The sequence below is a fragment of the Burkholderia dolosa genome, from assembly GCF_902499135.1.
Lineage (GTDB): Bacteria > Pseudomonadota > Gammaproteobacteria > Burkholderiales > Burkholderiaceae > Burkholderia > Burkholderia dolosa.
This window is the reverse complement of record NZ_CABVPR010000015.1, coordinates 35,967-56,822: the sequence shown is the minus strand read 5'-3', so window position 1 is coordinate 56,822 and position 20,856 is coordinate 35,967. Positions and strand designations below refer to the sequence as shown.

Here is a 20,856-nt window from a genome sequence, read left to right as displayed (position 1 = left end):
TCGCTTGGCTCGCATCGTCCTCAAGATCGACGTCGACACGCTGCGCGGCACGCGCGAAGGCGTGCCGAACCTCGCGCGCATCTTCGACCGCTTCAATGCGCGCGCGACGTTCCTGTTCAGCCTCGGGCCCGATCATACGGGCTGGGCGCTGCGGCGCGTGTTCCGCCCCGGCTTCCTGAAGAAGGTGTCGCGCACGTCGGTCGTCGAACATTACGGCGTCAAGCAGCTGATGTACGGCGTGCTGCTGCCGGGCCCCGACATCGGCCGCCGCGCGATCGCCGACATGCGCGCGATCCACGAGGCCGGCTTCGAATGTGGAATCCACACGTGGGATCACGTGTACTGGCAGGACAACGTGCGCGCGCGCGATCGCGACTGGACCGCGCGTGAAATGCAGAAGAGCCATGCGCGCTTCGTCGAGATCTTCGGCGCGCCGCCCGTCACGCACGGCGCCGCAGGCTGGCAGATGAACGACGCGGCATTCGAGCAGATCGATGCGTGGGGGATGCGCTATGCGTCCGACGGTCGCGGCCATTCGCCGTATCTGCCCGTGGTCGGCGGCCGCACGCTGTCGCACGTGCAGATGCCGACGACGCTGCCGACGCTCGACGAAGTGCTCGGCGTCGACGGCATCGACACCGGCAACGTCGCCGCGCATCTGCTGCAGTTCACCGAAACCAATCCGCACGACCAGGTGTTCACGCTGCATGCGGAACTCGAAGGCCAGAAGCTCGCGCCCGTGTTCGAGCAGCTGCTCGCCGGCTGGCGCGCGCAGGGCCACACGTTTGCGACGATGGGCGACTACCACGCGACGCTGGACCGCGACTCGCTGCCATCGTACCCTGTCGCGTGGGGCGAAATTCCCGGCCGCTCCGGCGAACTGATCGTCCAGCCTGACTGAGTTCGCGCGCGAGCCCGCGCCGTACGCCCGCCGTGCGGGCGCTGCCGCCGCGCCCGCCGAACCGCGCCGCCGTCGCGGCGCCTTTCCATAACAACAGGAGAAATACGTGTCCGTCGAAGTTGACCGTCAAGTTCCCGAATTCACCGCACCGGCCACGGGCGGCGACATATCGCTGTCCGACCTGAAGGGCAAGAAGCTCGTTCTGTATTTCTATCCGAAGGACAACACGCCCGGCTGCACGACCGAAGGCCTGCAGTTTCGCGATCTCTATCCGAAGTTCAAGAAGGCCGGCGCGGAAGTGATCGGCGTGTCGCGCGACAGCCTGCGCTCGCATGACAATTTCAAGGCAAAGCTCGAACTGCCGTTCCCGCTGATTTCCGATGCCGACGAAGCGCTGTGCACGCTGTTCGACGTCATCAAGATGAAGAAGATGTATGGCAAGGAAGTACGCGGAATCGAGCGCTCGACGTTCCTGATCGACGCCGACGGCGTGCTGCGTCGCGCATGGCGCGGCATCAAGGTACCGGGCCATGTGGAGGACGTGCTAAGTGCTGTACAAGCGCTTTGAGGCGCGTTATATTGGGCCGCAATGAATGCCAGTTCGCCCCATATTTCTCGTAGCTGCGCCGGTGCCCGGTGCGTTGCTTGCCGGCACCTGACGCGCATCACGACGGTATCAGCCGAGCCGCATGTCCCGGTCCACGGGGCAGCGGCTTTTTTTATGGACTGCGCGCCGGCTCTCGGTCCGGCCCTTACCTCGTCAAGGAGCTGATCGACATTTTTAGGCGAACCGGCTAGACGAAATTCCTGTGCGCCACCGCGCGCAAACTGCATGCATCTCCGTCACGCAGGATGCGATCAGCGGCGCACGCCATGCGACACGATTCCTCCCGAGGGACACCATGCCTTTGCCTACTCCCCCCAGCAAGCTCGGCAGCCTGCTGCCGCCCGACGAATACAAGGCGAAAGCGCGGCCCGCGAAAGCCGCGAAGAAATCCGCCGAAGGGGACGCATCCACTGCCGGTGACTATGGCCCGGCCAGCGTGGCCCAACCGATGACCGAAGCCGCGAACACGGCCGCGCCGCTGCGTGCGGTCGCGTCGTCGACGCAAGACGCCGCAAGCGCATCCGCGCGCGGCCGCAAATCGAAGCAGACCGCCGCACTGCTGCAGCCGATGCAGGCGCCGCACGAACCGGCAGCGCCCGTCGCGCGCGACGACCAGCCGGCCGCCGCGAAACCGGCCGCCGCGCCCGCGCGCGATGCGGGCGCAGCGACGAGATCGCGCGGCCGCAAGAGCGCCGACGCCGAACTGCAGAAGCTGTTCGTGCTCGACACCAACGTGCTGATGCACGATCCGAGCAGCCTCTTCCGTTTCGAGGAGCACGACGTCTATCTGCCGATGATGACGCTCGAGGAGCTCGACAACCACAAGAAGGGGATGTCCGAAGTCGCACGCAACGCGCGCCAGGTCAGCCGCACGCTCGACGCGCTCGTCGCGGACGCGGGCCCGATCTCGGCCAGCATTCCGCTGTCGCGCCTCGGCAACCGCGACGCGCTCGGCCGCCTGTACTTCCAGACCAAGCTCGCCGACATCGCGCCGGTCGAAGGCCTGCCCGAAGGCAAGGCCGACAACCAGATCCTCGGCGTCGTGCGCGCACTGCAGCGCGACCGTCCCGACCGGCAGGTCGTGCTGGTGTCGAAAGACATCAACATGCGGATCAAGGCGCACGCGCTCGGCCTGCCCGCGGAGGACTACTTCAACGACCAGGTGCTCGAGGACAAGGATCTCCTCTACACCGGCGTGCGCGAACTGCCGCAGGATTTCTGGACCAAGCATGCGAAAGGCATGGAAAGCTGGCAGGACACGAAGACGGGCACCACGTACTACCGCGTCACGGGTCCGCTCGTCGCGTCGATGCTCGTCAACGAGTTCGTCTACCTCGAGCCGCAGAACGGCGAGCCGACGTTCCATGCGATCGTCCGCGAGCTGAACGGCAAGACGGCGCTGCTGCAGACGCTGCGCGACTACAGCCACCACAAGAACAACGTGTGGGGCATCACCGCGCGCAACCGCGAGCAGAACTTCGCGCTGAACCTGCTGATGAATCCGGAGATCGACTTCGTCACGCTGCTCGGCCAGGCCGGCACCGGCAAGACGCTCGTCGCGCTCGCGGCCGGCCTTGCGCAGGTGCTCGACGACAAGCGCTACAACGAGATCATCGTGACGCGCGCGACCGTGCCCGTCGGCGAGGACATCGGCTTCCTGCCCGGCACCGAGGAAGAGAAGATGCAGCCGTGGATGGGCGCATTCGACGACAACCTCGAAGTGCTGCAGAAGACCGACGATGCCGCCGGCGAATGGGGTCGCGCGGCGACGCAGGAGCTGATCCGCTCGCGGCTGAAGGTCAAGAGCATGAACTTCATGCGCGGCCGCACGTTCGTCGACAAGTATCTGATCATCGACGAGGCGCAGAACCTGACGCCGAAACAGATGAAGACGCTCGTCACGCGCGCCGGCCCCGGCACGAAGATCGTCTGCCTCGGCAACATCGCGCAGATCGATACGCCGTATCTGACCGAAGGCAGCTCGGGCCTCACGTACGTCGTCGACCGCTTCAAGGGCTGGGGCCACAGCGGTCACGTGACGCTCGCGCGCGGCGAACGTTCGCGGCTCGCCGATTACGCGTCCGATATCCTGTAACTCGGCACGCCGGCCGGTCGGCCGGCTCCAACGTCTGACGGCGCTCCCTTTGCGGAGCGCCGTTTTTCTTTTCAGGGTCGCAAGCCCGTTCGCGCAACGTCACGCAGCAACCACACTTAGCCGTCAAACTTCAAGTAAATTCTCAGGAATGGTTGCCTAAGCCCCGTCGGAGCGTCTACCATCGGGTCTGTCTGTCGTCATACGATTCGCGAGCGCATCGCTCGCCCGCCTCGTCCATGCTTCGAATCTGGGTTCCCGTCGCCGTCGTTTCGCTGCTCGCGGCCTGCTCGAGTGTGCCGCCGCAGTCGGCATCGCGCCCGTCGGGCATGAAGATCACGACGCCGCGCGCGTTCCCGCCGCCCGCCAATTTCCCGAAGTTCGTCGATCACAGCGTCGGCCAGGAAGAGATTTCGATCCAGGCGATGAGCCTCGTCGGCGTGCCGTATCGTTGGGGCGGCAACACGCCGACGAGCGGCTTCGACTGCAGCGGGCTCGTGCGATACGTGATCGGCCGCGCAGCCGACGTCGAGCTGCCGCGCACGACCGCCGACATGAGCAGCCGCGGCGTGCCGATCGAGCCCGACCAGATCGCGCCCGGCGATCTGATCTTCTTCAACACGACCGGCCGGCCGCATTCGCACGTCGGCATCTACGTCGGCAAGCTGCGCTTCGTGAACGCGCCGTCGACCGGCGGCACCGTGCGGCTCGACTACCTGACCAATCCGTATTGGGCGAAGCGCTTCGACGGCATTCGGCGCGTCGCGCCGTCGCGCGCGACGCCGACGCCGTTCGATGCGCCGACCTACGAAGCGCGACGTGACGAATCCGTTGCACCGGCCGCCGCGGTCGCCGCCGCGCCGGTTCCGGCACCGCGCGTATCGGGCGCACGGCCGGCGCCCGCGCCTGTCGCCGCTACGGCGTCGACGGCGGCGCCCCGCGCTGCCGCCACGGATCCGTTCGAGCCGCCGCCAGCGCGCATTGCCGCCGCGCGTCAGCAGGCCGAATCGGCCGGCGCGATTTCGCCGCCGGTTGCGACGGCAGCCACTGCCGCGACCGGCGCCGATACGTCGATCGACACGGCCTCGCAAGCGCGCGACGTGCCGGCAACGCCCGCTCCCGCTGGCGTGACGATCCCGACGATCGCGATCCAGCCGTCGGACGCGCTCGCCGCCGCCGGCGACAAGTTCGAGCCGCCTCCCGCGGCGCGGGCCGCTGCGCAGCAGGCGTGGTCGCGCGAGCCGGCTGCTGCGCCGGTGCAGATCATGCGCGCATCGACGCAATCGGCACCGGTCAATGCGGCCGCCGACGATCCGATCGCACGATTCGCGAACGGTAGCTATTGAGCCGGTCGCGCGCGCACGGTCGACCTCATCCCCGGCGCATCGCCGCACGCTTCGTCCCGCACCCTGAACGCATCGAGCGCACGAGCGCGCCGCGGCCATCACGAAGAAGCCGCATGCGCATCCACGTGTGCGCCCTCGCCCCGGAACTTCGAACGCCATAAAAAAAGCGCCGCAGCCTTTTTTCGGCATGCGGCGCTCGTCGCGTCCGGAAAGCGGCGACCGGATCGCGCGTTCGAATCAGAAAATCCTGTGACCGAGCCACCATCCGCCGGCCGCGATCAGCGCGGACGCCGGAATCGTCAGCACCCACGCCCACACGATGTTGCCGGCAACCCCCCAGCGCACCGCCGACAGCTTCTGCGTCGCGCCGACACCGACGATCGCGCCGGTAATCGTATGCGTCGTCGACACCGGAATGCCGAGGAACGACGCGAGGAACAACGTCATCGCGCCGCCGGTTTCTGCGCAAAAACCGCCGACCGGCTTGAGCTTCGTGATCTTCTGGCCCATCGTACGCACGATGCGCCAGCCGCCGAACAGCGTGCCGAGGCCCATCGACAGATAGCACGCGCCGATCACCCACGCGGGCGGCGCATCGGACGTCGCCGACGCGTAGCCGGACGCGATCAGCAGCATCCAGATGATCCCGATCGTCTTCTGCGCATCGTTGCCGCCGTGACCGAGGCTGTACAGCCCGGCCGACAGCAATTGCAGGCGCCGGAACCGCCGATCGACCTTGCTTGGCGCGGTGCGGAAATACAGCCACGACACGCCGAGCATGAACAGCGAACCGAGGATGAAGCCGAGCAGCGGCGAAATGAAGATGAACGCGACCGTTTTCATCAACCCGTCGAGGTTCAGCGAGCTCCAGCCCGATTTCGCGAGCGCTGCGCCGACGAGACCGCCGATCAGCGCGTGCGACGAGCTCGACGGAATCCCGTAATACCAGGTAATCACGTTCCAGCCGATCGCACCGACGAGCGCACCGAACACGACATAGTGGTCGACGATCTCCGGGTCGATCGTGCCCTTGCCGACGGTCTGCGCGACCTTCAGATGGAAGATGAAATACGCGATGACGTTGAATGCGGCCGCGAACACGACGGCCTGCTGCGGCTTCAGCACCCCGGTGGACACGACGGTCGCGATCGAGTTCGCCGCGTCGTGGAAGCCGTTCATGAAGTCGAATACGAGCGCGACGAGCACCAGCGTCGCGACCATCCATAGGGCGAGTTGTATCGAATGCATCGTGATCCGCTCAGGCGTTTTCCAGCACGATGCCTTCGATGATGTTCGCGACGTCCTCGCATTTGTCGGTGATCTCTTCGAGCAGCTCGTAGATCGCCTTCAGCTTGATGAGCGTCTTCACGTCGTCTTCTTCGCGGAACAGTTTCGACATCGCCGCGCGCAGCACGCGGTCGGCCTCCGACTCCCAGCGGTCGATCTCCTCGCACGCCTTCAGGATCTGCGCCGACTGCTTCATGTCGGACAGCAGCGCGACCGCCTGCTGCACGTGCTGCGCCGACTGCGTGACGATGTGCGCGAGCTGGCTCGCCTCCGACGTGACGGACTGGACGTCGTACAGCGACACGGCCGTCGCGACGTCTTCCATCAGGTCGAGGATGTCGTCCATCGTCGTGATCAGCTTGTGGATCTCATCGCGGTCGAGCGGCGTGATGAAGGTCTTGTGCAGCAGATCGATCGCTTCGTGCGTGAGCTTGTCGGCGGCCTTCTCGGCCGTCTGCACGTTTTGCTTGTGAATCTCGGCGTCGGCGAGATTGTCGATCAGCAGTTCGAGCTCGCGGCCACCGGAAACGATGTGCTTCGCGTGCGCGTTGAAGAGTTCAAAGAACTTGCCCTCGGTGGGCATGAATCGACCGAACATGGGATTCCTGAGAGGTGGTCAAACGACTGTCACGAAAACGGGCGACATTGTACCGTTTCCGGTCGCGGCGCGACGCGCGTATATGCGCGCGCCGGGATGGGATACAACGATTGGTGAAATAACGGTTTACAACCGGCCTTACTCGCCGTAAAAGTTCTGCGCCCCTGCAAAGTTGTCGAACTTCGTGTATTGCCCCAGGAACGTGAGCCGAACCGGCCCGATCGGGCCGTTACGCTGCTTGCCGATGATGATCTCGGCCGTCCCCTTGTCGGGGCTGTCCGGGTTGTACACTTCGTCGCGATAGATGAACAGGATCACGTCCGCGTCCTGTTCGATTGCACCCGATTCGCGCAAATCGGACATCACCGGACGCTTGTTCGGCCGCTGTTCGAGGCCGCGGTTCAGCTGCGACAGCGCGATCACCGGCACGTCGAGCTCCTTTGCGAGACTCTTCAGCGATCGCGAGATCTCCGAGATTTCGGTCGCGCGGTTTTCGCCTTGCGACGAACCCGACATCAGCTGCAGGTAGTCGACGATGATCAGGCCGAGCTTGCCGCATTGCCGCGCGAGACGCCGCGCACGCGAGCGCAATTCCATCGGGTTCAGGCCGCCGGTTTCGTCGATGAACAGTTGCGCCTCGCTCATTTTCTGCACGGCGTGCGTGAGCTTCGGCCAGTCCTCGTCGGTCAGGCGGCCGGTACGCATCCGGTGCTGGTCGAGCCGGCCGATCGAGCCGAGCATACGCATCACGAGTTGCGTGCCGGGCATTTCCATCGAGAACACCGCGACGGGTAGCCCGTACTCGACCGCGACGTATTCGCCGATGTTCATCGAGAACGCCGTTTTACCCATCGATGGCCGGCCGGCCACGATGATCAGTTCGCCGCCGTGCATCCCGGACGTCATCCGGTCGAGGTCAACGAAGCCCGTCGGCGTGCCGGTAACGTCGCTCGGGTTCGCGGTGTGGTACAGCGTATCGATGCGCTCGACGACCTGCGTGAGCAGCGGGCCGATCTCGAGGAAGCCCTGGTTGCCGCGCGCGCCCTCTTCGGCGATCGAGAACACCTTCGCCTCGGCCTCGTCGAGCAGTTGGCGCACCTCCTTGCCCTGCGGGTTGAACGCATCGGCCGAGATTTCGTCGGCGACCGACACGAGACGGCGCAGCACCGCGCGGTCGCGCACGATTTCCGCATAGCGGCGGATGTTCGCGGCGCTCGGCGTGTTCTGCGCGAGCGCGTTCAGATACGCGAGCCCGCCGACTTCGTCGGCCTTGCCGGACGTGGTGAGCGCTTCGTACACGGTCACGACGTCGGCCGGGCGCGTTGCCGCGATCAGCCGGCCGATGTGCTCGAAGATGATCCGGTGGTCGTAGCGGTAGAAGTCGCCCTGCGACAGAAAATCGGCAATCCGGTCCCATGCCGCGTTCTCGAGCAACAGGCCGCCCAGCACCGACTGTTCGGCTTCGACCGAATGCGGCGGAACTTTCAGCGATTCGATTTGAGGGTCTTGCGGCGCGTTCATGGGTTGGGATTATCGCGAATTAGGCAGGTGAGCGCTACATACGATTGCCGGCGAGCACGCAACAAAAAAGGCAGGCCCGGTTGCCCGGACCTGCCCTGTCGGGACGGCCAAGCCGCCCGGCATGATTGCGTACGCTTAAGCGTGGTCGCCGATCACGTTGATCGTGACGTCGACGACGACGTCCGTGTGCAGCGCGACCTGAACCGTATGCTCGCCGATCATCTTCAGCGGGCCTTCCGGCATGCGAACCTGCAGCTTCTCGACGTCGAAACCTGCCTTCTTCAGCAGTTCGGCGACGTCGCCGTTCGTGACCGAACCGAACAGACGGCCGTCGACGCCCGACTTCTGCGTGACTTCGAACGTCTGGCCGTTCAGCTTCTCGCCGACCGCCTGTGCGGCAGCCAGCTTCTCGGCGGCGACCTTTTCGAGCTCGGCGCGACGCACTTCGAATTCGGCGATCGCTTCCTTCGTTGCACGGCGAGCCTTGCGGTTCGGGATCAGGAAGTTGCGAGCGTAACCGTCCTTGACCTTGACGATATCGCCGAGGTTGCCCAGATTGGCGACTTTTTCCAACAGAATGATTTGCATTCGAATTCTCCTTATTGCGTCGCCTGATTACGCCTTGTGCTGATCGGTGTACGGCAGCAGCGCGAGGAAACGCGCACGCTTGATTGCCGTGTCCAGCTGACGCTGATAGTGGGCCTTCGTACCCGTCAGGCGAGCCGGCGTGATCTTGCCGTTTTCGCCGATGAAGTCCTTCAGCGTTTCCGTGTCCTTGTAGTCGATCTGCTCGACGCCTGCAGCCGTGAAACGGCAGAACTTCTTGCGCTTGAAGAGCGGGTTTTGTTGCTGACGACGCTTGTCGAATTTCTTACCAGTCGGGCGGGGCATGATTCAGTCCTTTCCAATGTCCTGCAATGCTGTGATGTGAAACACCAAGGTTCTCGCGTTGCGGCTCTTCTTTGCGAGGAAGCCCGTGAACAGCGTCTCGACGCCCATCTCACGACTTTCCAGGCTGCCGCTCGCGTCGCCGGCCGCCACCGCCTCGATCGTCATTTCGACCTGGCGGCGAATGCCTGCTTCGACGACTTCCGTGCGGTGATGCAACGTGGCGCTTGCGATCGGAACGCCGGCCGGCGTGTATCGCACCGGTGCGCGCTCGACGACGCTCGCCGTCAATTGCAACCTGTTCACGTGAGTGGCGCGCTCCTTGGTGGCTTAATGACTACGAGCTTAAGCCTGCGCTTCGGTCGGCTGAGCAGCAGCCGCCTTCTTGGCTTCTTCGCGCTGAACTTCCTTCATCATCGGCGACGGGCCGGTTTCGGCCTTCTTCATCTTGACGATGAGGTGACGCAGCACGGCGTCGTTGAACTTGAACGCGTGTTCGAGCTCGTCGAGCGTCGTCTGGTCGCACTCGATGTTCATGCAGACGTAGTGAGCCTTCGCGAGTTTCTCGATCATGTAGGCCAGTTGGCGACGGCCCCAGTCTTCGACGCGGTGGATCTGACCGCCGTGCGACGTGATCGTGGTCTTGTAACGCTCGATCATCGCGGGCACTTGCTCGCTTTGATCGGGGTGCACGATGAAGACGATTTCGTAATGACGCATTACACACTCCTTGTGGATAGAAGCCACCCGGGCGTCTGAACCGGTGTGGCAAGTGAGAAGCCGGAGATTCTAACCCGGATACGGGGCGCGTGCAATACGAATCGACAATTCGCGGCCGGATTCGGCCGTGTTTTCAACGACTTGAACGCGCGATCCGGTAGAAGCGGCCGGGATCGCGGCGACGAGAAAAACAGGGTCGGAGCGACAGGACACTTCCGACCCTTCCGTCACTCGCTGCGCGCGCCCGCGAGCCGCGCGTCGAGCGCCTCCCTGAACGCCGTCAGCGCCGACGGTTCCGCATCGGTCACTGCCCACCACGTCATTCCGGCCGCGTTCCAGCGATCGAGCGCGTAGCCTTCCGAGACGGTCGCGTACGGTTCGCGCCCCCGCCCTTCGGCCGACGGCAGTACATATACGTCGATCACGTGCTGCCGATAGCGGTACACGAGCACCGCGACACGGCGGCGCCCGACATAGTCGAGCCGGCCGCCGGCCAGCGCGAAGCCGCTCGCGGCGAGATCCTCGACCGGCGGCGCATAGTCGAGGCGGCCGTTGAACCATGGCTTGACCGTGTGCCGATCGGTCGAGATCACGTCGATGTCGCGCGCCGACAAGCCGGCCCGCACGTGGCTCGCAACGAGTTCGTCGACCATTCGGTCGGTGTCGGCGTGGCGCGCAGACAGCGCGACTCCGGCCGCCGCCGCGGCAATCGTCAATGCGACAGCCCAGCCCAGCGCCGGCCACGCCACGACATGCGAGCCGACGCGCGTGCCGTGGCCGGCGGCCGCCGAACGCGGCGATATGCCGCGACCGGCCGGCCAAGAGAACCAGCGGCGGCCGCGCGGCTGCGGCTGCGGTTGCGGCTGCGATCGAGATCCCAATTCCGATCGCCGCGCCGATTCCGCCCCGCTCGCACCGCTCTCGACCGGCAGACGCGCGAGGATGCCCGCTCGCAACCCATCGGGTGTGCGGTGATAGTCGGCCTGACGCACGGCCCGCGCGAGCGCAACGATCCGCTCGCGTTCGCGACGGCACGCATCGCACCGTTCGACGTGCCGCTGGACGCGCAACGCGTCGGGCGCCGACAGCTCGCGGTCGACGTCCGCGTCCAGCCACGCTCGCGCTTCGTTACAGTCCATCGATAGCCTCCGATGCGGTTCCGCCCGCCGCCGCGCGCGCTGTCCTCGTGCCGGACGACGACGCCTGCGCACCGTCGCCGAGCAGCGCGGCGAGCCGGCGCCGGCCGCGCGAGAGCCGCGACATCACCGTGCCGACCGGCACGTCCGCGATCGCCGCGATCTCCCGATAGCTGAGGTCTTCCATCTCGCGCAGCACGAGCACCTCGCGATATTCGGCCGGCAGCGTCGCGAGCGCGGCGTTCACGAGCCGGACGTTCTCGCCGCGCAGCAACTGCGCGAGCGGATCCTCGGTTGCCGGCTGCCAGTCGTCCGGAACGTCGGTGTCGTCGAGCGTGTCGGGCAGCGCGACTTCCTGCGCATGCGTGCGGCGGCGCCATTCGGTGTACCAGGTGTGGCGCACGATCGTCAGCAGCCATGGCCGCGCGTTGTCGCCGCGGCAGGCATCGACGAAGCGCAGCGCGCGCATGCACGCGTCCTGCACGACGTCGTCCGCGTCGCCCGCGCTGCCGGTCAGCCAGCGCGCGAGGTTGTACGCGGCATCGAGATGCGGCAGCACGAGCGTGCGAAACCGCTCGCCGCGCGCTGCCGCGTCGTCCGCTGCGCTGTCGTCCGCCGCCTGTCCGGCTTGCCCCACGTGACCTCCGTCGTCCCGGCGGCCGAAGCCGCGTCCGTTGCCGCATCGTGCCGGACTCGCCGACCGCGTCCGCTCGATCACCTTACCGCCGCTGCGTCGAGTTTATTCCCGCCGAACGCGGATGGAACGCAACAACCGAAGCGGCCCGCCGCCGTTACGGCGTGCTGCTCCAGTAGCCGGGGCGCGCGTACGCGTCGCGCAGATAGTCGATGAAATAGCGCACGCGCGCGGGCACGTAGCGCTGCTGCGGATAGACCGCGAGGATGTCGTAGTCGGGCAGCGCGTAGTCGTCGAGCACGGTTTCGAGCTCGCCGGTTTCGAGCTGCGCGGCAATTTCCCACGTCGAGCGCCAGCCGAGCCCGAGGCTCTCGGTCACCCAGCGATGCAGCAGCTCGCCGTCGTTGCAGTCGAGATTGCCGGTCACGCGCATCGTGACGATCTTGCCGTGGCGCTGGAAATACCAGCCGCGGTTCTGACCGCCCTGCAGGTTGAACGCCAGGCAGTTGTGCTTCAGCAGGTCGTCGAGCGACTTCGGGCGCCCGTGGCGGCGGAAATACTCCGGCGTGCCGCACACGACGCGCCGGTTCGACGCGAGCTTCACCGCGACGAAGTTCGGGTCGACCGCGCCGCCGATCCGGATCGACAGGTCGTAGCCTTCGCGCACCAGATCGACGACGCGGTCGGTCAGGTTGAACGACAGCTGCATCTCCGGCTTGTCGGCAAGAAAACCCGGCGCGTGCGGCGCGACGTGCTTGCGGCCGAACGCGGCCGGCGCCGACACGATCAGATGCCCGCTGACCGCGCGCCGCCCGGCGGCCAGCTCGTTCTCCGCCTGATCCCATTCGGACAGCAGCCCGCGGCAGCGCTCGAGGAACGCCGCGCCTTCCTCGCTGACGACGAGCCGCCGCGTCGACCGGTACATCAGCTTCACGCCGAGGCGCTTTTCCAGCGCGTCGATGCGCCGGCCGAGCACCACGGGCGACACGCCCTCCTCAAGTGCCGCGGCCGCGAGGCTGCCCGCGTCCGCGACGCGCACGAACGTCTCGATCTGCTTGAACCGATCCATCTGTCGTCTCCGCTGCGACGCCGGCCGAACGCCCGTCCGGTCGTCATTCCATACTTTTAGTTTCGAAATAAGCGACTTCGGCGGATCTTATCAAACCTTTCCTGCATCCCTAAAGTGTCCGCAACAGATCGATTCGCCAGATCCGCACATTCAAGGAGACATTCATGGCCAAGATGAGAGCCGTCGACGCCGCCGTTCTCGTGCTCGAGAAAGAAGGCATCCAGACCGCGTTCGGCGTGCCGGGCGCCGCGATCAACCCGTTCTACTCGGCGCTGCGCAAGTCGGGCGGCATTAGCCACGTGCTCGCCCGCCACGTCGAAGGCGCGTCGCACATGGCCGAAGGGTTCACGCGGGCCGCGCCCGGCAACATCGGCGTATGCATCGGCACGTCCGGCCCGGCCGGCACCGACATGATCACCGGCCTCTACTCGGCATCGGCCGACTCGATTCCGATCCTCGCGATCACCGGCCAGGCGCCGCGCGCGCGTCTGTACAAGGAAGACTTCCAGGCCGTCGACATCGAATCGATCGCGAAGCCCGTCACCAAGTGGGCGGTCACCGTGCGCGAGCCGGCGCTCGTGCCGCGCGTGTTCCAGCAGGCATTCCACCTGATGCGCTCGGGCCGCCCGGGCCCGGTGCTCGTCGACCTGCCGATCGACGTGCAGCTCGCCGAGATCGAATTCGACATCGACACGTACGAGCCGCTGCCCGTCTACAAGCCGGCGGCCACCCGCGCGCAGATCGAAAAGGCGCTCGCGATGCTCAGCGACGCGGACAAGCCGCTGATCGTGTCCGGCGGCGGCGTGCTGAACGCGGCCGCCGAGGATCTGCTCGTGCAGTTCGCCGAAACGGTCGGCGTGCCGGTGATCCCGACGCTGATGTCGTGGGGCGCGATTCCGGACGACCATCCGCTGATGGCCGGCATGGTCGGACTGCAGACGTCGCACCGCTACGGCAACGCGACGATGCTCGCGTCCGACTTCGTGCTCGGCATCGGCAACCGCTGGGCGAACCGCCACACCGGCAGCATCGACGTCTACACGAAGGGCCGCAAGTTCGTACACGTCGACATCGAACCGACGCAGATCGGCCGCGTGTTCGGCCCCGATCTCGGGATCGTGTCGGACGCGAAGGCGGCGCTCGAACTGTTCGTCGCGGTCGCGCAGGAATGGAAGGCGGCCGGCAAGCTGAAGGACCGCAGCGCGTGGGTCGCCGAATGCCAGCAGCGCAAGCGCACGCTGCAGCGCAAGACGCACTTCGACGACGTGCCGATCAAGCCGCAGCGCGTGTACGAAGAGATGAACAAGGTGTTCGGCCGCGACACGTGCTACGTGAGCACGATCGGCCTGTCGCAGATCGCCGCCGCGCAGTTCCTGCACGTGTTCAAGGCGCGCAACTGGATCAACTGCGGGCAGGCAGGCCCGCTCGGCTGGACGATTCCCGCCGCGCTCGGCGTGCGGGCGGCCGATCCGTCCCGCCCGATCGTCGCGCTGTCCGGCGACTACGACTTCCAGTTCATGATCGAAGAGCTCGCGGCGGGCGCGCAGTTCAAGCTGCCGTACGTGCACGTCGTCGTGAACAACTCGTACCTCGGGCTGATCCGCCAGGCGCAACGCGCGTTCGACATGGACTACTGCGTGCAGCTCGCATTCGACAACGTGAACGCGCCCGAGCTGAACGGCTACGGCGTCGATCACGTGGCGGTGGCCGAAGGCCTCGGCTGCAAGGCGCTGCGCGTGTTCAAGCCGGAGGAGATCGAGCCGGCGCTGAAGCACGCGCAATCGCTCGCCGAACAGTTCAGCGTGCCGGTGATCGTCGAAGTGATCCTCGAGCGCGTGACGAACATTTCGATGGGCGCCGAGATCGACGCGATCAACGAATTCGAGGCGCTCGCCGAAAAAGCCGAGCATGCGCCGACCGCAATCTCGATGCTCGATTGACACGCACGACCTTTTGACCGACTGACCGACCGAAGAGGCTTAGCTCATGCCGAAGTTTGCTGCAAACCTGACCATGCTGTTCAACGAGGTGCCGTTCCTCGACCGCTTCAACGCGGCCGCGCAGGCCGGCTTCGACGCCGTCGAGTTCCTGTTCCCGTATCCGTACGCGAAAGAGGAACTCGCCGAGCGGCTCGAAACGCATCGCCTGCGCGTCGTGCTGCACAACCTGCCGGCCGGCAACTGGGACCAGGGCGAGCGCGGAATCGCGTGCCTGCCCGATCGCGTCGGCGAGTTCCAGGAAGGCGTCGGCCGCGCGATCGACTATGCGAAGGCGCTGAAGGTGCCGCAGCTGAACTGCCTCGTCGGCATTCCGTCGGCGAGCACCGCGCGCGACAAGACGTTCGTCACGATCGTCGACAACCTGCGCTTCGCGGCCGATGCGTTGAAGCGCGAAGGCATCCGGCTGCTCGTCGAGCCGTGCAACAGCTTCGACATCCCCGGCTTCGCGCTGAACCGTTCGTCCGAAGGGCTCGACGTGATCCGCGCGGTCGGCTCGGACAACCTGTTCCTGCAGTACGACATCTATCACATGCAGCGCATGGAAGGCGAACTCGCCGCGACGATCGAGCGCAACCTCGCATCGATCGGCCACGTGCAGCTCGCCGACAATCCGGGCCGCAACGAACCGGGCACCGGCGAGATCAACTACGCGTTCCTGTTCGCGCTGCTCGACCGGCTCGGCTATGCCGGCTACGTCGGCTGCGAATACAAGCCGCGCACCACCACGACGCAAGGGCTCGGCTGGCTGCAAAGCGTCGCCGGCTGCGCACCGGGCTCGGCGCGCCGCGCCGCCTGAATTCCGCCGTTGCGTCATTCGCCCCTATAGGAGACTTTCACATGGCAATCATCGGTTTCATCGGACTCGGCATCATGGGCGCGCACATGGCGCGCAACCTGCTCAAGGCCGACCATCAGCTCGTCGTGAACGGCGCGTTCCCGGTCCCCGACGACCTGCGTGCGAGCGCGAAGGTCGTCGCGAACTCGACCGAAGTCGCGAAGAACGCGGACATCGTCATCTCGATGGTGCCGGACACGCCGGACGTGCGTAACGTGCTGTTCGCCGACGACGGCGTCGCGAACGGCCTGACGGCCGGCAAGCTCGTGATCGACATGAGCTCGATCTCGCCGCTCGACACGCAGGAATTCGCGAAGCAGATCAACGCGCTCGGCTGCGACTATCTCGATGCGCCGGTGTCCGGCGGCGAAGTCGGCGCACGCGAAGCGTCGCTGACGATCATGGTCGGCGGTCCGCAGAAAGCGTTCGAGCGCGCGAAGCCGCTGTTCGAGAAGATGGGCAAGAACATCACGCTCGTCGGCGACAACGGCGCGGGCCAGACCTGCAAGGTCGCCAACCAGATCATCGTCGCGCTGAACATCGAGGCGGTCGGCGAAGCGCTGCTGTTCGCCGCACGTTCGGGCGCCGATCCGGAACGCGTGCGTCAGGCGCTGATGGGCGGCTTCGCGGCGTCGCGCATTCTCGAAGTGCACGGCGCGCGGATGACGAAGCGCACGTTCGATCCGGGCTTTCGCATCGAGCTGCATCAGAAGGATCTGAACCTCGCGCTCGACGGCGCGCGCAAGCTCGGCCTCGCGCTGCCGCATACGGCAAGCGCGCAGCAGCTGTTCAGCGTGTGCGCATCGCACGGCGGCAAGGCATGGGATCACTCGGCGCTCGTGCGTGCGCTCGAGATCATGTCGAACTTCGAAATCGAGAAGACGCAGAACTGACCGGCGCGCGGCCGCGGCTCGGCGGCCGCACGACGGATGCGATACCGCGCGATCCGCCGCGATGGCGGACGCGCGACAGCGACAGAAACGAGCAATGCGGCCGCGAACGGTCGCAGCGGTGCGCGGCACGTTCGCGCATCACGGTGGGGCGCCCCGCCGCGCACGTCGAACGCATGCGCGATGGGGCGAAAAACGCCGCTCTGGGCTGAGAGCGGCGTAGTGGGGTCCGCAGCGGCACCCGGCGACGCCGGGGAAGCCTTGGTCGGTCAGACGTCGTCGTCGGGTGTCCGCCTGTCGGATTTCGCGTATTACATTTCTTGACGTTCGTACGCGCGATTTTTCATGCAATCGTCGCGGTAAACGCCTACACTTTCGCCACGCCTTCAGAGAAATCCGCCGCGCTTGCGCTTCACCTTCGGTGCCGCGCGTCCAGCGCGGTGTTCTTTTCGCCACTTCACGGCGCGTTTTCTTTTCAACCACCCAAGGAGTGCAACGATGGGTCTTCTTTCGTTTATCAAAGAGGCGGGTGAAAAAGTGCTCGGTCATGCCGACGCACAGGCGGCAGCAGATCCGAATGCCGCGAACCGGACCGCGGCCGACGCAATCAAGCACTACATCGACACGCAAGGCATCGACACGTCGAACCTGACCGTCGCATTCGACGGCGCATCGCGCACCGTCACGCTGTCGGGCAGCGTCGCTGATCTCGACACGAAGGCAAAGGTCAAGGTTGCGGCCGGCAACGTGCAGGGTGTCGCGAGCGTCAACGACGACAACCTGCAGCCGGACGATCCCGAAGTTCGATATCACGACGTGAAGTCGGGCGACACGCTGTCGGCGATCGCGAAGGAAGTGTATGGCGACGCGAGCAAGTATCCGGTGATCTTCGAAGCGAACAAGCCGATGCTGTCGAGCCCGGACCGCATCTACCCGGGCCAGAAGCTGGTGATTCCGCCGCTGTCCTGATCATCGGCGCGGAATCGTTTTGGCGAAATGGCAGGCCTGAGGCCTGCCATTTTTCATTGGCGGTGCGCACCGGCGATCGGTGCACGCCGATCACAGCGTGTCGAATGCGCGCTGCAATGCGTCGCGCGCGACGATGCCGTTCGCGAGCGCGAGCATCAGCAGCACGCGCGCCTTGAACGGACTCAGCGACCCGGCGCTCACGAAGCCGAGCGCATCGTCGTTCGCGGCGCCGTTGTGCATCACGTGCCCGGAACCGACACGCGACGCACGGACGACGGCGACCCCGGCGTGCGCGGCATCGGCGAGCGCCGCCTGCAGCGCCGCATGGATCGAACCGTTGCCGGTGCCTGCGACGACGAGCCCGCGCACGCCCGCTGCGACGAACGCATCGACGGCCGTGCGCGTCGCGCCCGCGTAGCTCGCGACGACCTCGACCGGCGGCCATGCCGTCGCGATCGTCAGCTGCGCACCGCGCGAGCGCGTGACGCGGCGCGCGAACTCGACGCGGCCATCCTGCACCCACCCGAGCGCACCGAGTTCCGGCGACTGGAATGCGTCGACCGCGTAAGTGCTCGTCTTCACGACATCGCGTGCGCCGTGGATCCGGTTGTTGAACGCGACGAGCACGCCCTGTCCGCGCGCGGCCGGATGCGCAGCGACCGTCACCGCATTGAGCAGGTTGAGCGGTCCGTCGGACGACAACGCGGTCGCCGGCCGCATCGCGGCGGTCATCACGACCGGCTTGTCGCCGTTCACGACCAGATGCAGCGCATATGCGGTTTCCTCGAGCGTGTCGGTGCCGTGCGTGATCACGATGCCGTCGATCGCCGGGTCGGCCATCAGTGCGTCGATCCGCGCGGCAAGCGTGTTCCACAGCGACAGCGCGAGATCCTTGCTGTCGATGCTCGCAATCTGTTCGGCGTGGATGTGAGCGACCGACGCGAGCGCCGGCACCGCGTCGAGCAGGAAACCGACGCCGAGTGCGCCGGCCTGATAGCCGGCCGTGCTGGCGGCGTCCGGCGCGGCGCCGGCGATCGTGCCGCCGGTCGCGAGCACGGCGATGCGCGGCAGCGGCGCCGCGGAAGAAGGAGATGCGGGATTCGGAGTATTCATGGCCGCGATTGTAATGGCTCGCGGCCAACGTTCGGCCGATTCGGCGCGAACCGCCGACCGCGGCCGCGCCGCGCGCACTTCGCGAATACCTAATGGTTTGTCCCGATCGTCCGGCCGCTTGCGCGGTCAACGCGGGCGTCGCACGTGACGTTATAGGAATGCCGTTCTGGCTTTTTCACATTGATTTGCCATAATCGGAGCACGCGGCGCGATGTGGCCCTATCCGGTTGCGATGCGCTGCGTAACGGCGTCGACAATACGCAATTCACCCATGGGAGTGTCGAAATGAAAATCCAATCGCTCGTAGCCGCGGTGCTGCTCGGCGGCGTGCTGGCTTCCCCCGCATTCGCGGCCAACAGCCAGCAGGACAAGATGAAGGCCTGCAACACGCAGGCAGCCGGCAAAACGGGCGATGAACGCAAGGCGTTCATGAAGGACTGCCTGTCGGCGAAGCCCGCGAAGAAGATGACGCAGCAGGAAAAGATGAAGGCGTGCAACACGCAGGCCGCCGACAAGAAAGGCGACGAGCGCAAGGCGTTCATGAAGAGCTGCCTGAGCAGCCAGCCGGCCGCCTGAGTTTCGGCGCTCCCGACGACAATGCCGCGCACCGCTTCGGCGGGCGCGGCATTGTCGTTTTCGTTGCATGCGCATCGACGTGTCGCGCGGTCGGACACGTCGCGCATGCCGGTCGACAACGGCCGCTGGGCGATCGCGGCACGGGCCGCGCGGGCCCTCCCCGCTCTTGGCGACCGACGTGCGAACGCCGCCACAGGGTGCGGCAATTCGCCGCGTTTTCTTCTATGATGGCTGCAACGCGGCCCACCCAAGTACAAGAAGCGCCATCGGGCCGCCCTCGACACGGACGCGCGTGCCGCGTCAAACGGAGGCATGGATGGCATGGAGACGACACCGCTGGTTCCGCCGTTGGCTGATCGTGATCGTGTTCTGGGCCGTGCCCGTCGCGATCGTCGCGGTACGCGAGATCCGCGAGGAAATGGCCTATAACAACGCCGATCTGCGGCTTGCGCTGACCACCTGGCAGCTCACCGACGCGCAGCGTGCGGCCGGCGCCGCCGCGAAGTGTCACGGCGACCCTGACGAAGCGCGCGCAGCCGGTTGCCCGGCCGACGTGCTCGCTGCGAATGCGCCGCGCCAGCAGGCGGCGCGCGACGAATACCGCGTGCGCCGCAATACGCTCGCCAGCTATCTGTGGCATGCGTTCGTCGGCTACTGGGTCGTGCCGGCCGCGTTCCTGTTCGCGTGCGGCGTCGTGATCGCGCTGATCCGCCGCGCGCTGCGCCGGCCGCCGATCAAGCCGCCCGTCCCGCCGGTTCCGCATTGACCGGCGACACGCCCGCCCCGCTTCCCTTCCGTGACCGGACGCACCACGCGCACAACGCGACGGCGCCTGCGCGCCGGTACGTCCGTTGGCACGCCGCGACACGCCGAGACGATTTGACGCTTTTTCATGTTCGGGTGAAAAGCAGCTGTAATCCGCTGTGATATAACTGCCGACGTGATCCGCTCCTTGAGCGAGACTCACTCCAAACGTCATCCGATGGAGAAGAACGATGCAAAAACGGAATCTTGTGCTGAAAGCCGCCGCCGCGCTCATCGTCGGCAGCCTCGCGCTCGCCGGCTGCACCACGACCCCCGACAAGCCCGACAACGCGGCGACGAACGCGTCGAAGCGTCAGGCGATCGACGCGAGCGTCGATGCGACGCTGTCGCGGCTCTATTCGACGGTCAAGGGTTCGCGTGAACTCGTCGCGAAATCGCGCGGCGTGCTGGTCTTCCCCGAGGTGCTGCAGGCGGGCTTCATCGTCGGCGGCCAGACCGGCAACGGCGCGCTGCGCGTCGGCGGCAGCACGGTCGGCTACTACAACACGTCGTCGCTGTCGGTTGGCCTGCAGGCCGGTGCGCAATCGAAGGCGATCGTGTTCCTGTTCATGACGCAGCAGGCGCTCGACGAATTCCGCAACTCGGACGGCTGGGCCGCCGGCGCCGGCGCGTCGGTCGCGCTCGTGAAGATGGGGGCGAACGGCGCAGTGGACACGAATACCGCGACCGCGCCGGTTCAGGTGATCGTGCTGACGAACGCAGGCCTGATGGGCGACGTGTCGATCAATGGCACGAAGGTCACGAAGCTGAAGATCTGAAGCTGCATCGCCCGCACCGTGCAGGCGCGGGCGATGCCAAAACGGCGATGTCGTCGCGGACATCGCCGTTTTTTTATCCGCGTGCGCGGCG

General features: G+C 66.0%; 22 protein-coding genes and 1 pseudogene. 11 read left to right on the top strand and 12 right to left on the bottom strand.

From position 1 onward, the window contains the following. Nucleotides 1-4 precede the first annotated feature (4 nt). Both BUB20358_RS09530 and BUB20358_RS09525 read left to right on the top strand, forming a co-directional pair. On the top strand, nucleotides 5-901 hold the full coding sequence (locus BUB20358_RS09530; RefSeq protein WP_035972245.1) for a polysaccharide deacetylase family protein: 897 nt from the start codon (nucleotides 5-7) through the stop codon (nucleotides 899-901). Between the two features lie 106 nt (nucleotides 902-1,007). Beyond that, nucleotides 1,008-1,469, top strand: a complete 462-nt coding sequence (locus BUB20358_RS09525; RefSeq protein ID WP_006764169.1) for a peroxiredoxin — start codon at nucleotides 1,008-1,010, stop codon at nucleotides 1,467-1,469. 212 nt (nucleotides 1,470-1,681) lie between these two features. Here the strand turns inward: BUB20358_RS09525 and BUB20358_RS28665 are convergent. Continuing rightward, nucleotides 1,682-1,908 (bottom strand): annotated as a pseudogene (locus BUB20358_RS28665) (hypothetical protein); the annotation flags it as partial. Here BUB20358_RS28665 and BUB20358_RS09520 point away from each other — a divergent pair. Continuing rightward, nucleotides 1,804-3,603, top strand: a complete 1,800-nt coding sequence (locus BUB20358_RS09520) for a PhoH family protein (RefSeq protein WP_035972243.1) — start codon at nucleotides 1,804-1,806, stop codon at nucleotides 3,601-3,603. The pseudogene BUB20358_RS28665 and the gene BUB20358_RS09520 sit on opposite strands and share 105 nt — an antisense overlap. Before the next feature lie 236 nt (nucleotides 3,604-3,839). After that, the gene (locus BUB20358_RS09515; RefSeq protein ID WP_035972242.1) at nucleotides 3,840-4,946 is read left to right on the top strand and encodes a C40 family peptidase; all 1,107 of its coding nucleotides are present in this window, start codon (nucleotides 3,840-3,842) and stop codon (nucleotides 4,944-4,946) included. 237 nt (nucleotides 4,947-5,183) lie between these two features. Here the strand turns inward: BUB20358_RS09515 and BUB20358_RS09510 are convergent, their stop codons facing one another. The 10 genes from BUB20358_RS09510 to BUB20358_RS09465 all read right to left on the bottom strand — a co-directional run bounded on the left by BUB20358_RS09510 (nucleotide 5,184) and on the right by BUB20358_RS09465 (nucleotide 12,799). Next, a complete protein-coding gene (locus BUB20358_RS09510) occupies nucleotides 5,184-6,194 on the bottom strand; it encodes an inorganic phosphate transporter (protein WP_006764167.1) in 1,011 nt (336 codons plus the stop codon). Nucleotides 6,195-6,204: 10 nt separating this feature from the next. Next, nucleotides 6,205-6,831 (bottom strand): DUF47 domain-containing protein, encoded by a 627-nt coding sequence (locus BUB20358_RS09505; protein WP_006764166.1) that lies wholly within the window; start codon nucleotides 6,829-6,831, stop codon nucleotides 6,205-6,207. A 138-nt stretch (nucleotides 6,832-6,969) separates the two neighbouring features. Then, on the bottom strand, nucleotides 6,970-8,352 hold the full coding sequence (locus BUB20358_RS09500) for a replicative DNA helicase (RefSeq protein WP_006764165.1): 1,383 nt from the start codon (nucleotides 8,350-8,352) through the stop codon (nucleotides 6,970-6,972). 135 nt (nucleotides 8,353-8,487) lie between these two features. Next, nucleotides 8,488-8,940, bottom strand: coding sequence for a 50S ribosomal protein L9 (rplI, locus tag BUB20358_RS09495; protein ID WP_006764164.1), 453 nt, complete (start codon nucleotides 8,938-8,940; stop codon nucleotides 8,488-8,490). Nucleotides 8,941-8,967: 27 nt separating this feature from the next. Continuing rightward, nucleotides 8,968-9,243: a 30S ribosomal protein S18 gene (gene rpsR / locus BUB20358_RS09490; protein ID WP_006486248.1), complete on the bottom strand. Its 276-nt coding sequence runs from the start codon at nucleotides 9,241-9,243 to the stop codon at nucleotides 8,968-8,970. Nucleotides 9,244-9,246: 3 nt separating this feature from the next. Beyond that, entirely contained in the window at nucleotides 9,247-9,546 is a 300-nt protein-coding gene (gene priB / locus BUB20358_RS09485) for a primosomal replication protein N (protein WP_035972240.1), read from the bottom strand. A gap of 39 nt (nucleotides 9,547-9,585) precedes the next feature. Continuing rightward, complete coding sequence (rpsF, locus tag BUB20358_RS09480; RefSeq protein WP_006402295.1) at nucleotides 9,586-9,960, bottom strand: 30S ribosomal protein S6; 375 nt, start codon at nucleotides 9,958-9,960, stop codon at nucleotides 9,586-9,588. 227 nt (nucleotides 9,961-10,187) lie between these two features. After that, nucleotides 10,188-11,099, bottom strand: a complete 912-nt coding sequence (locus BUB20358_RS09475; RefSeq protein ID WP_035972238.1) for an anti-sigma factor family protein — start codon at nucleotides 11,097-11,099, stop codon at nucleotides 10,188-10,190. After that, the gene (locus BUB20358_RS09470; RefSeq protein ID WP_035972237.1) at nucleotides 11,089-11,733 is read right to left on the bottom strand and encodes an RNA polymerase sigma factor; all 645 of its coding nucleotides are present in this window, start codon (nucleotides 11,731-11,733) and stop codon (nucleotides 11,089-11,091) included. The genes BUB20358_RS09475 and BUB20358_RS09470 overlap by 11 nt, the downstream gene beginning before the upstream one ends. Before the next feature lie 154 nt (nucleotides 11,734-11,887). Next, complete coding sequence (locus BUB20358_RS09465) at nucleotides 11,888-12,799, bottom strand: LysR family transcriptional regulator (RefSeq protein WP_006764160.1); 912 nt, start codon at nucleotides 12,797-12,799, stop codon at nucleotides 11,888-11,890. A gap of 164 nt (nucleotides 12,800-12,963) precedes the next feature. On the opposite strand from BUB20358_RS09465, the gene gcl reads away from it, so the two are divergent. From gcl to lysM, 4 genes are all read left to right on the top strand, one after another. Beyond that, nucleotides 12,964-14,739: a glyoxylate carboligase gene (gene gcl, locus BUB20358_RS09460; RefSeq protein ID WP_006764159.1), complete on the top strand. Its 1,776-nt coding sequence runs from the start codon at nucleotides 12,964-12,966 to the stop codon at nucleotides 14,737-14,739. 46 nt (nucleotides 14,740-14,785) lie between these two features. Continuing rightward, nucleotides 14,786-15,595, top strand: coding sequence for a hydroxypyruvate isomerase (gene hyi / locus BUB20358_RS09455; protein WP_006764158.1), 810 nt, complete (start codon nucleotides 14,786-14,788; stop codon nucleotides 15,593-15,595). Between the two features lie 41 nt (nucleotides 15,596-15,636). Then, a complete protein-coding gene (locus tag BUB20358_RS09450) occupies nucleotides 15,637-16,527 on the top strand; it encodes a 2-hydroxy-3-oxopropionate reductase (RefSeq protein ID WP_006764157.1) in 891 nt (296 codons plus the stop codon). 495 nt (nucleotides 16,528-17,022) lie between these two features. Next, nucleotides 17,023-17,493, top strand: a complete 471-nt coding sequence (gene lysM / locus BUB20358_RS09445) for a peptidoglycan-binding protein LysM (RefSeq protein WP_006764156.1) — start codon at nucleotides 17,023-17,025, stop codon at nucleotides 17,491-17,493. 90 nt (nucleotides 17,494-17,583) lie between these two features. Here the strand turns inward: lysM and BUB20358_RS09440 are convergent, their stop codons facing one another. Then, nucleotides 17,584-18,606 carry an asparaginase gene (locus BUB20358_RS09440; RefSeq protein ID WP_035972235.1) on the bottom strand — a complete coding sequence of 341 codons (1,023 nt, stop codon included), beginning with the start codon at nucleotides 18,604-18,606 and terminating at the stop codon, nucleotides 17,584-17,586. A gap of 285 nt (nucleotides 18,607-18,891) precedes the next feature. Here BUB20358_RS09440 and BUB20358_RS09435 point away from each other — a divergent pair, with 285 nt between their 5' ends. The 3 genes from BUB20358_RS09435 (at nucleotide 18,892) to BUB20358_RS09425 (ending at nucleotide 20,765) form a co-directional block, all read left to right on the top strand. After that, nucleotides 18,892-19,182, top strand: coding sequence for a PsiF family protein (locus BUB20358_RS09435; RefSeq protein WP_035972233.1), 291 nt, complete (start codon nucleotides 18,892-18,894; stop codon nucleotides 19,180-19,182). Nucleotides 19,183-19,498: 316 nt separating this feature from the next. Further along, nucleotides 19,499-19,948, top strand: coding sequence for a hypothetical protein (locus BUB20358_RS09430; protein WP_035972231.1), 450 nt, complete (start codon nucleotides 19,499-19,501; stop codon nucleotides 19,946-19,948). 229 nt (nucleotides 19,949-20,177) lie between these two features. Next, complete coding sequence (locus tag BUB20358_RS09425) at nucleotides 20,178-20,765, top strand: BPSL1445 family SYLF domain-containing lipoprotein (RefSeq protein WP_006764152.1); 588 nt, start codon at nucleotides 20,178-20,180, stop codon at nucleotides 20,763-20,765. The last annotated feature ends 91 nt before the right edge of the window (nucleotides 20,766-20,856 follow it).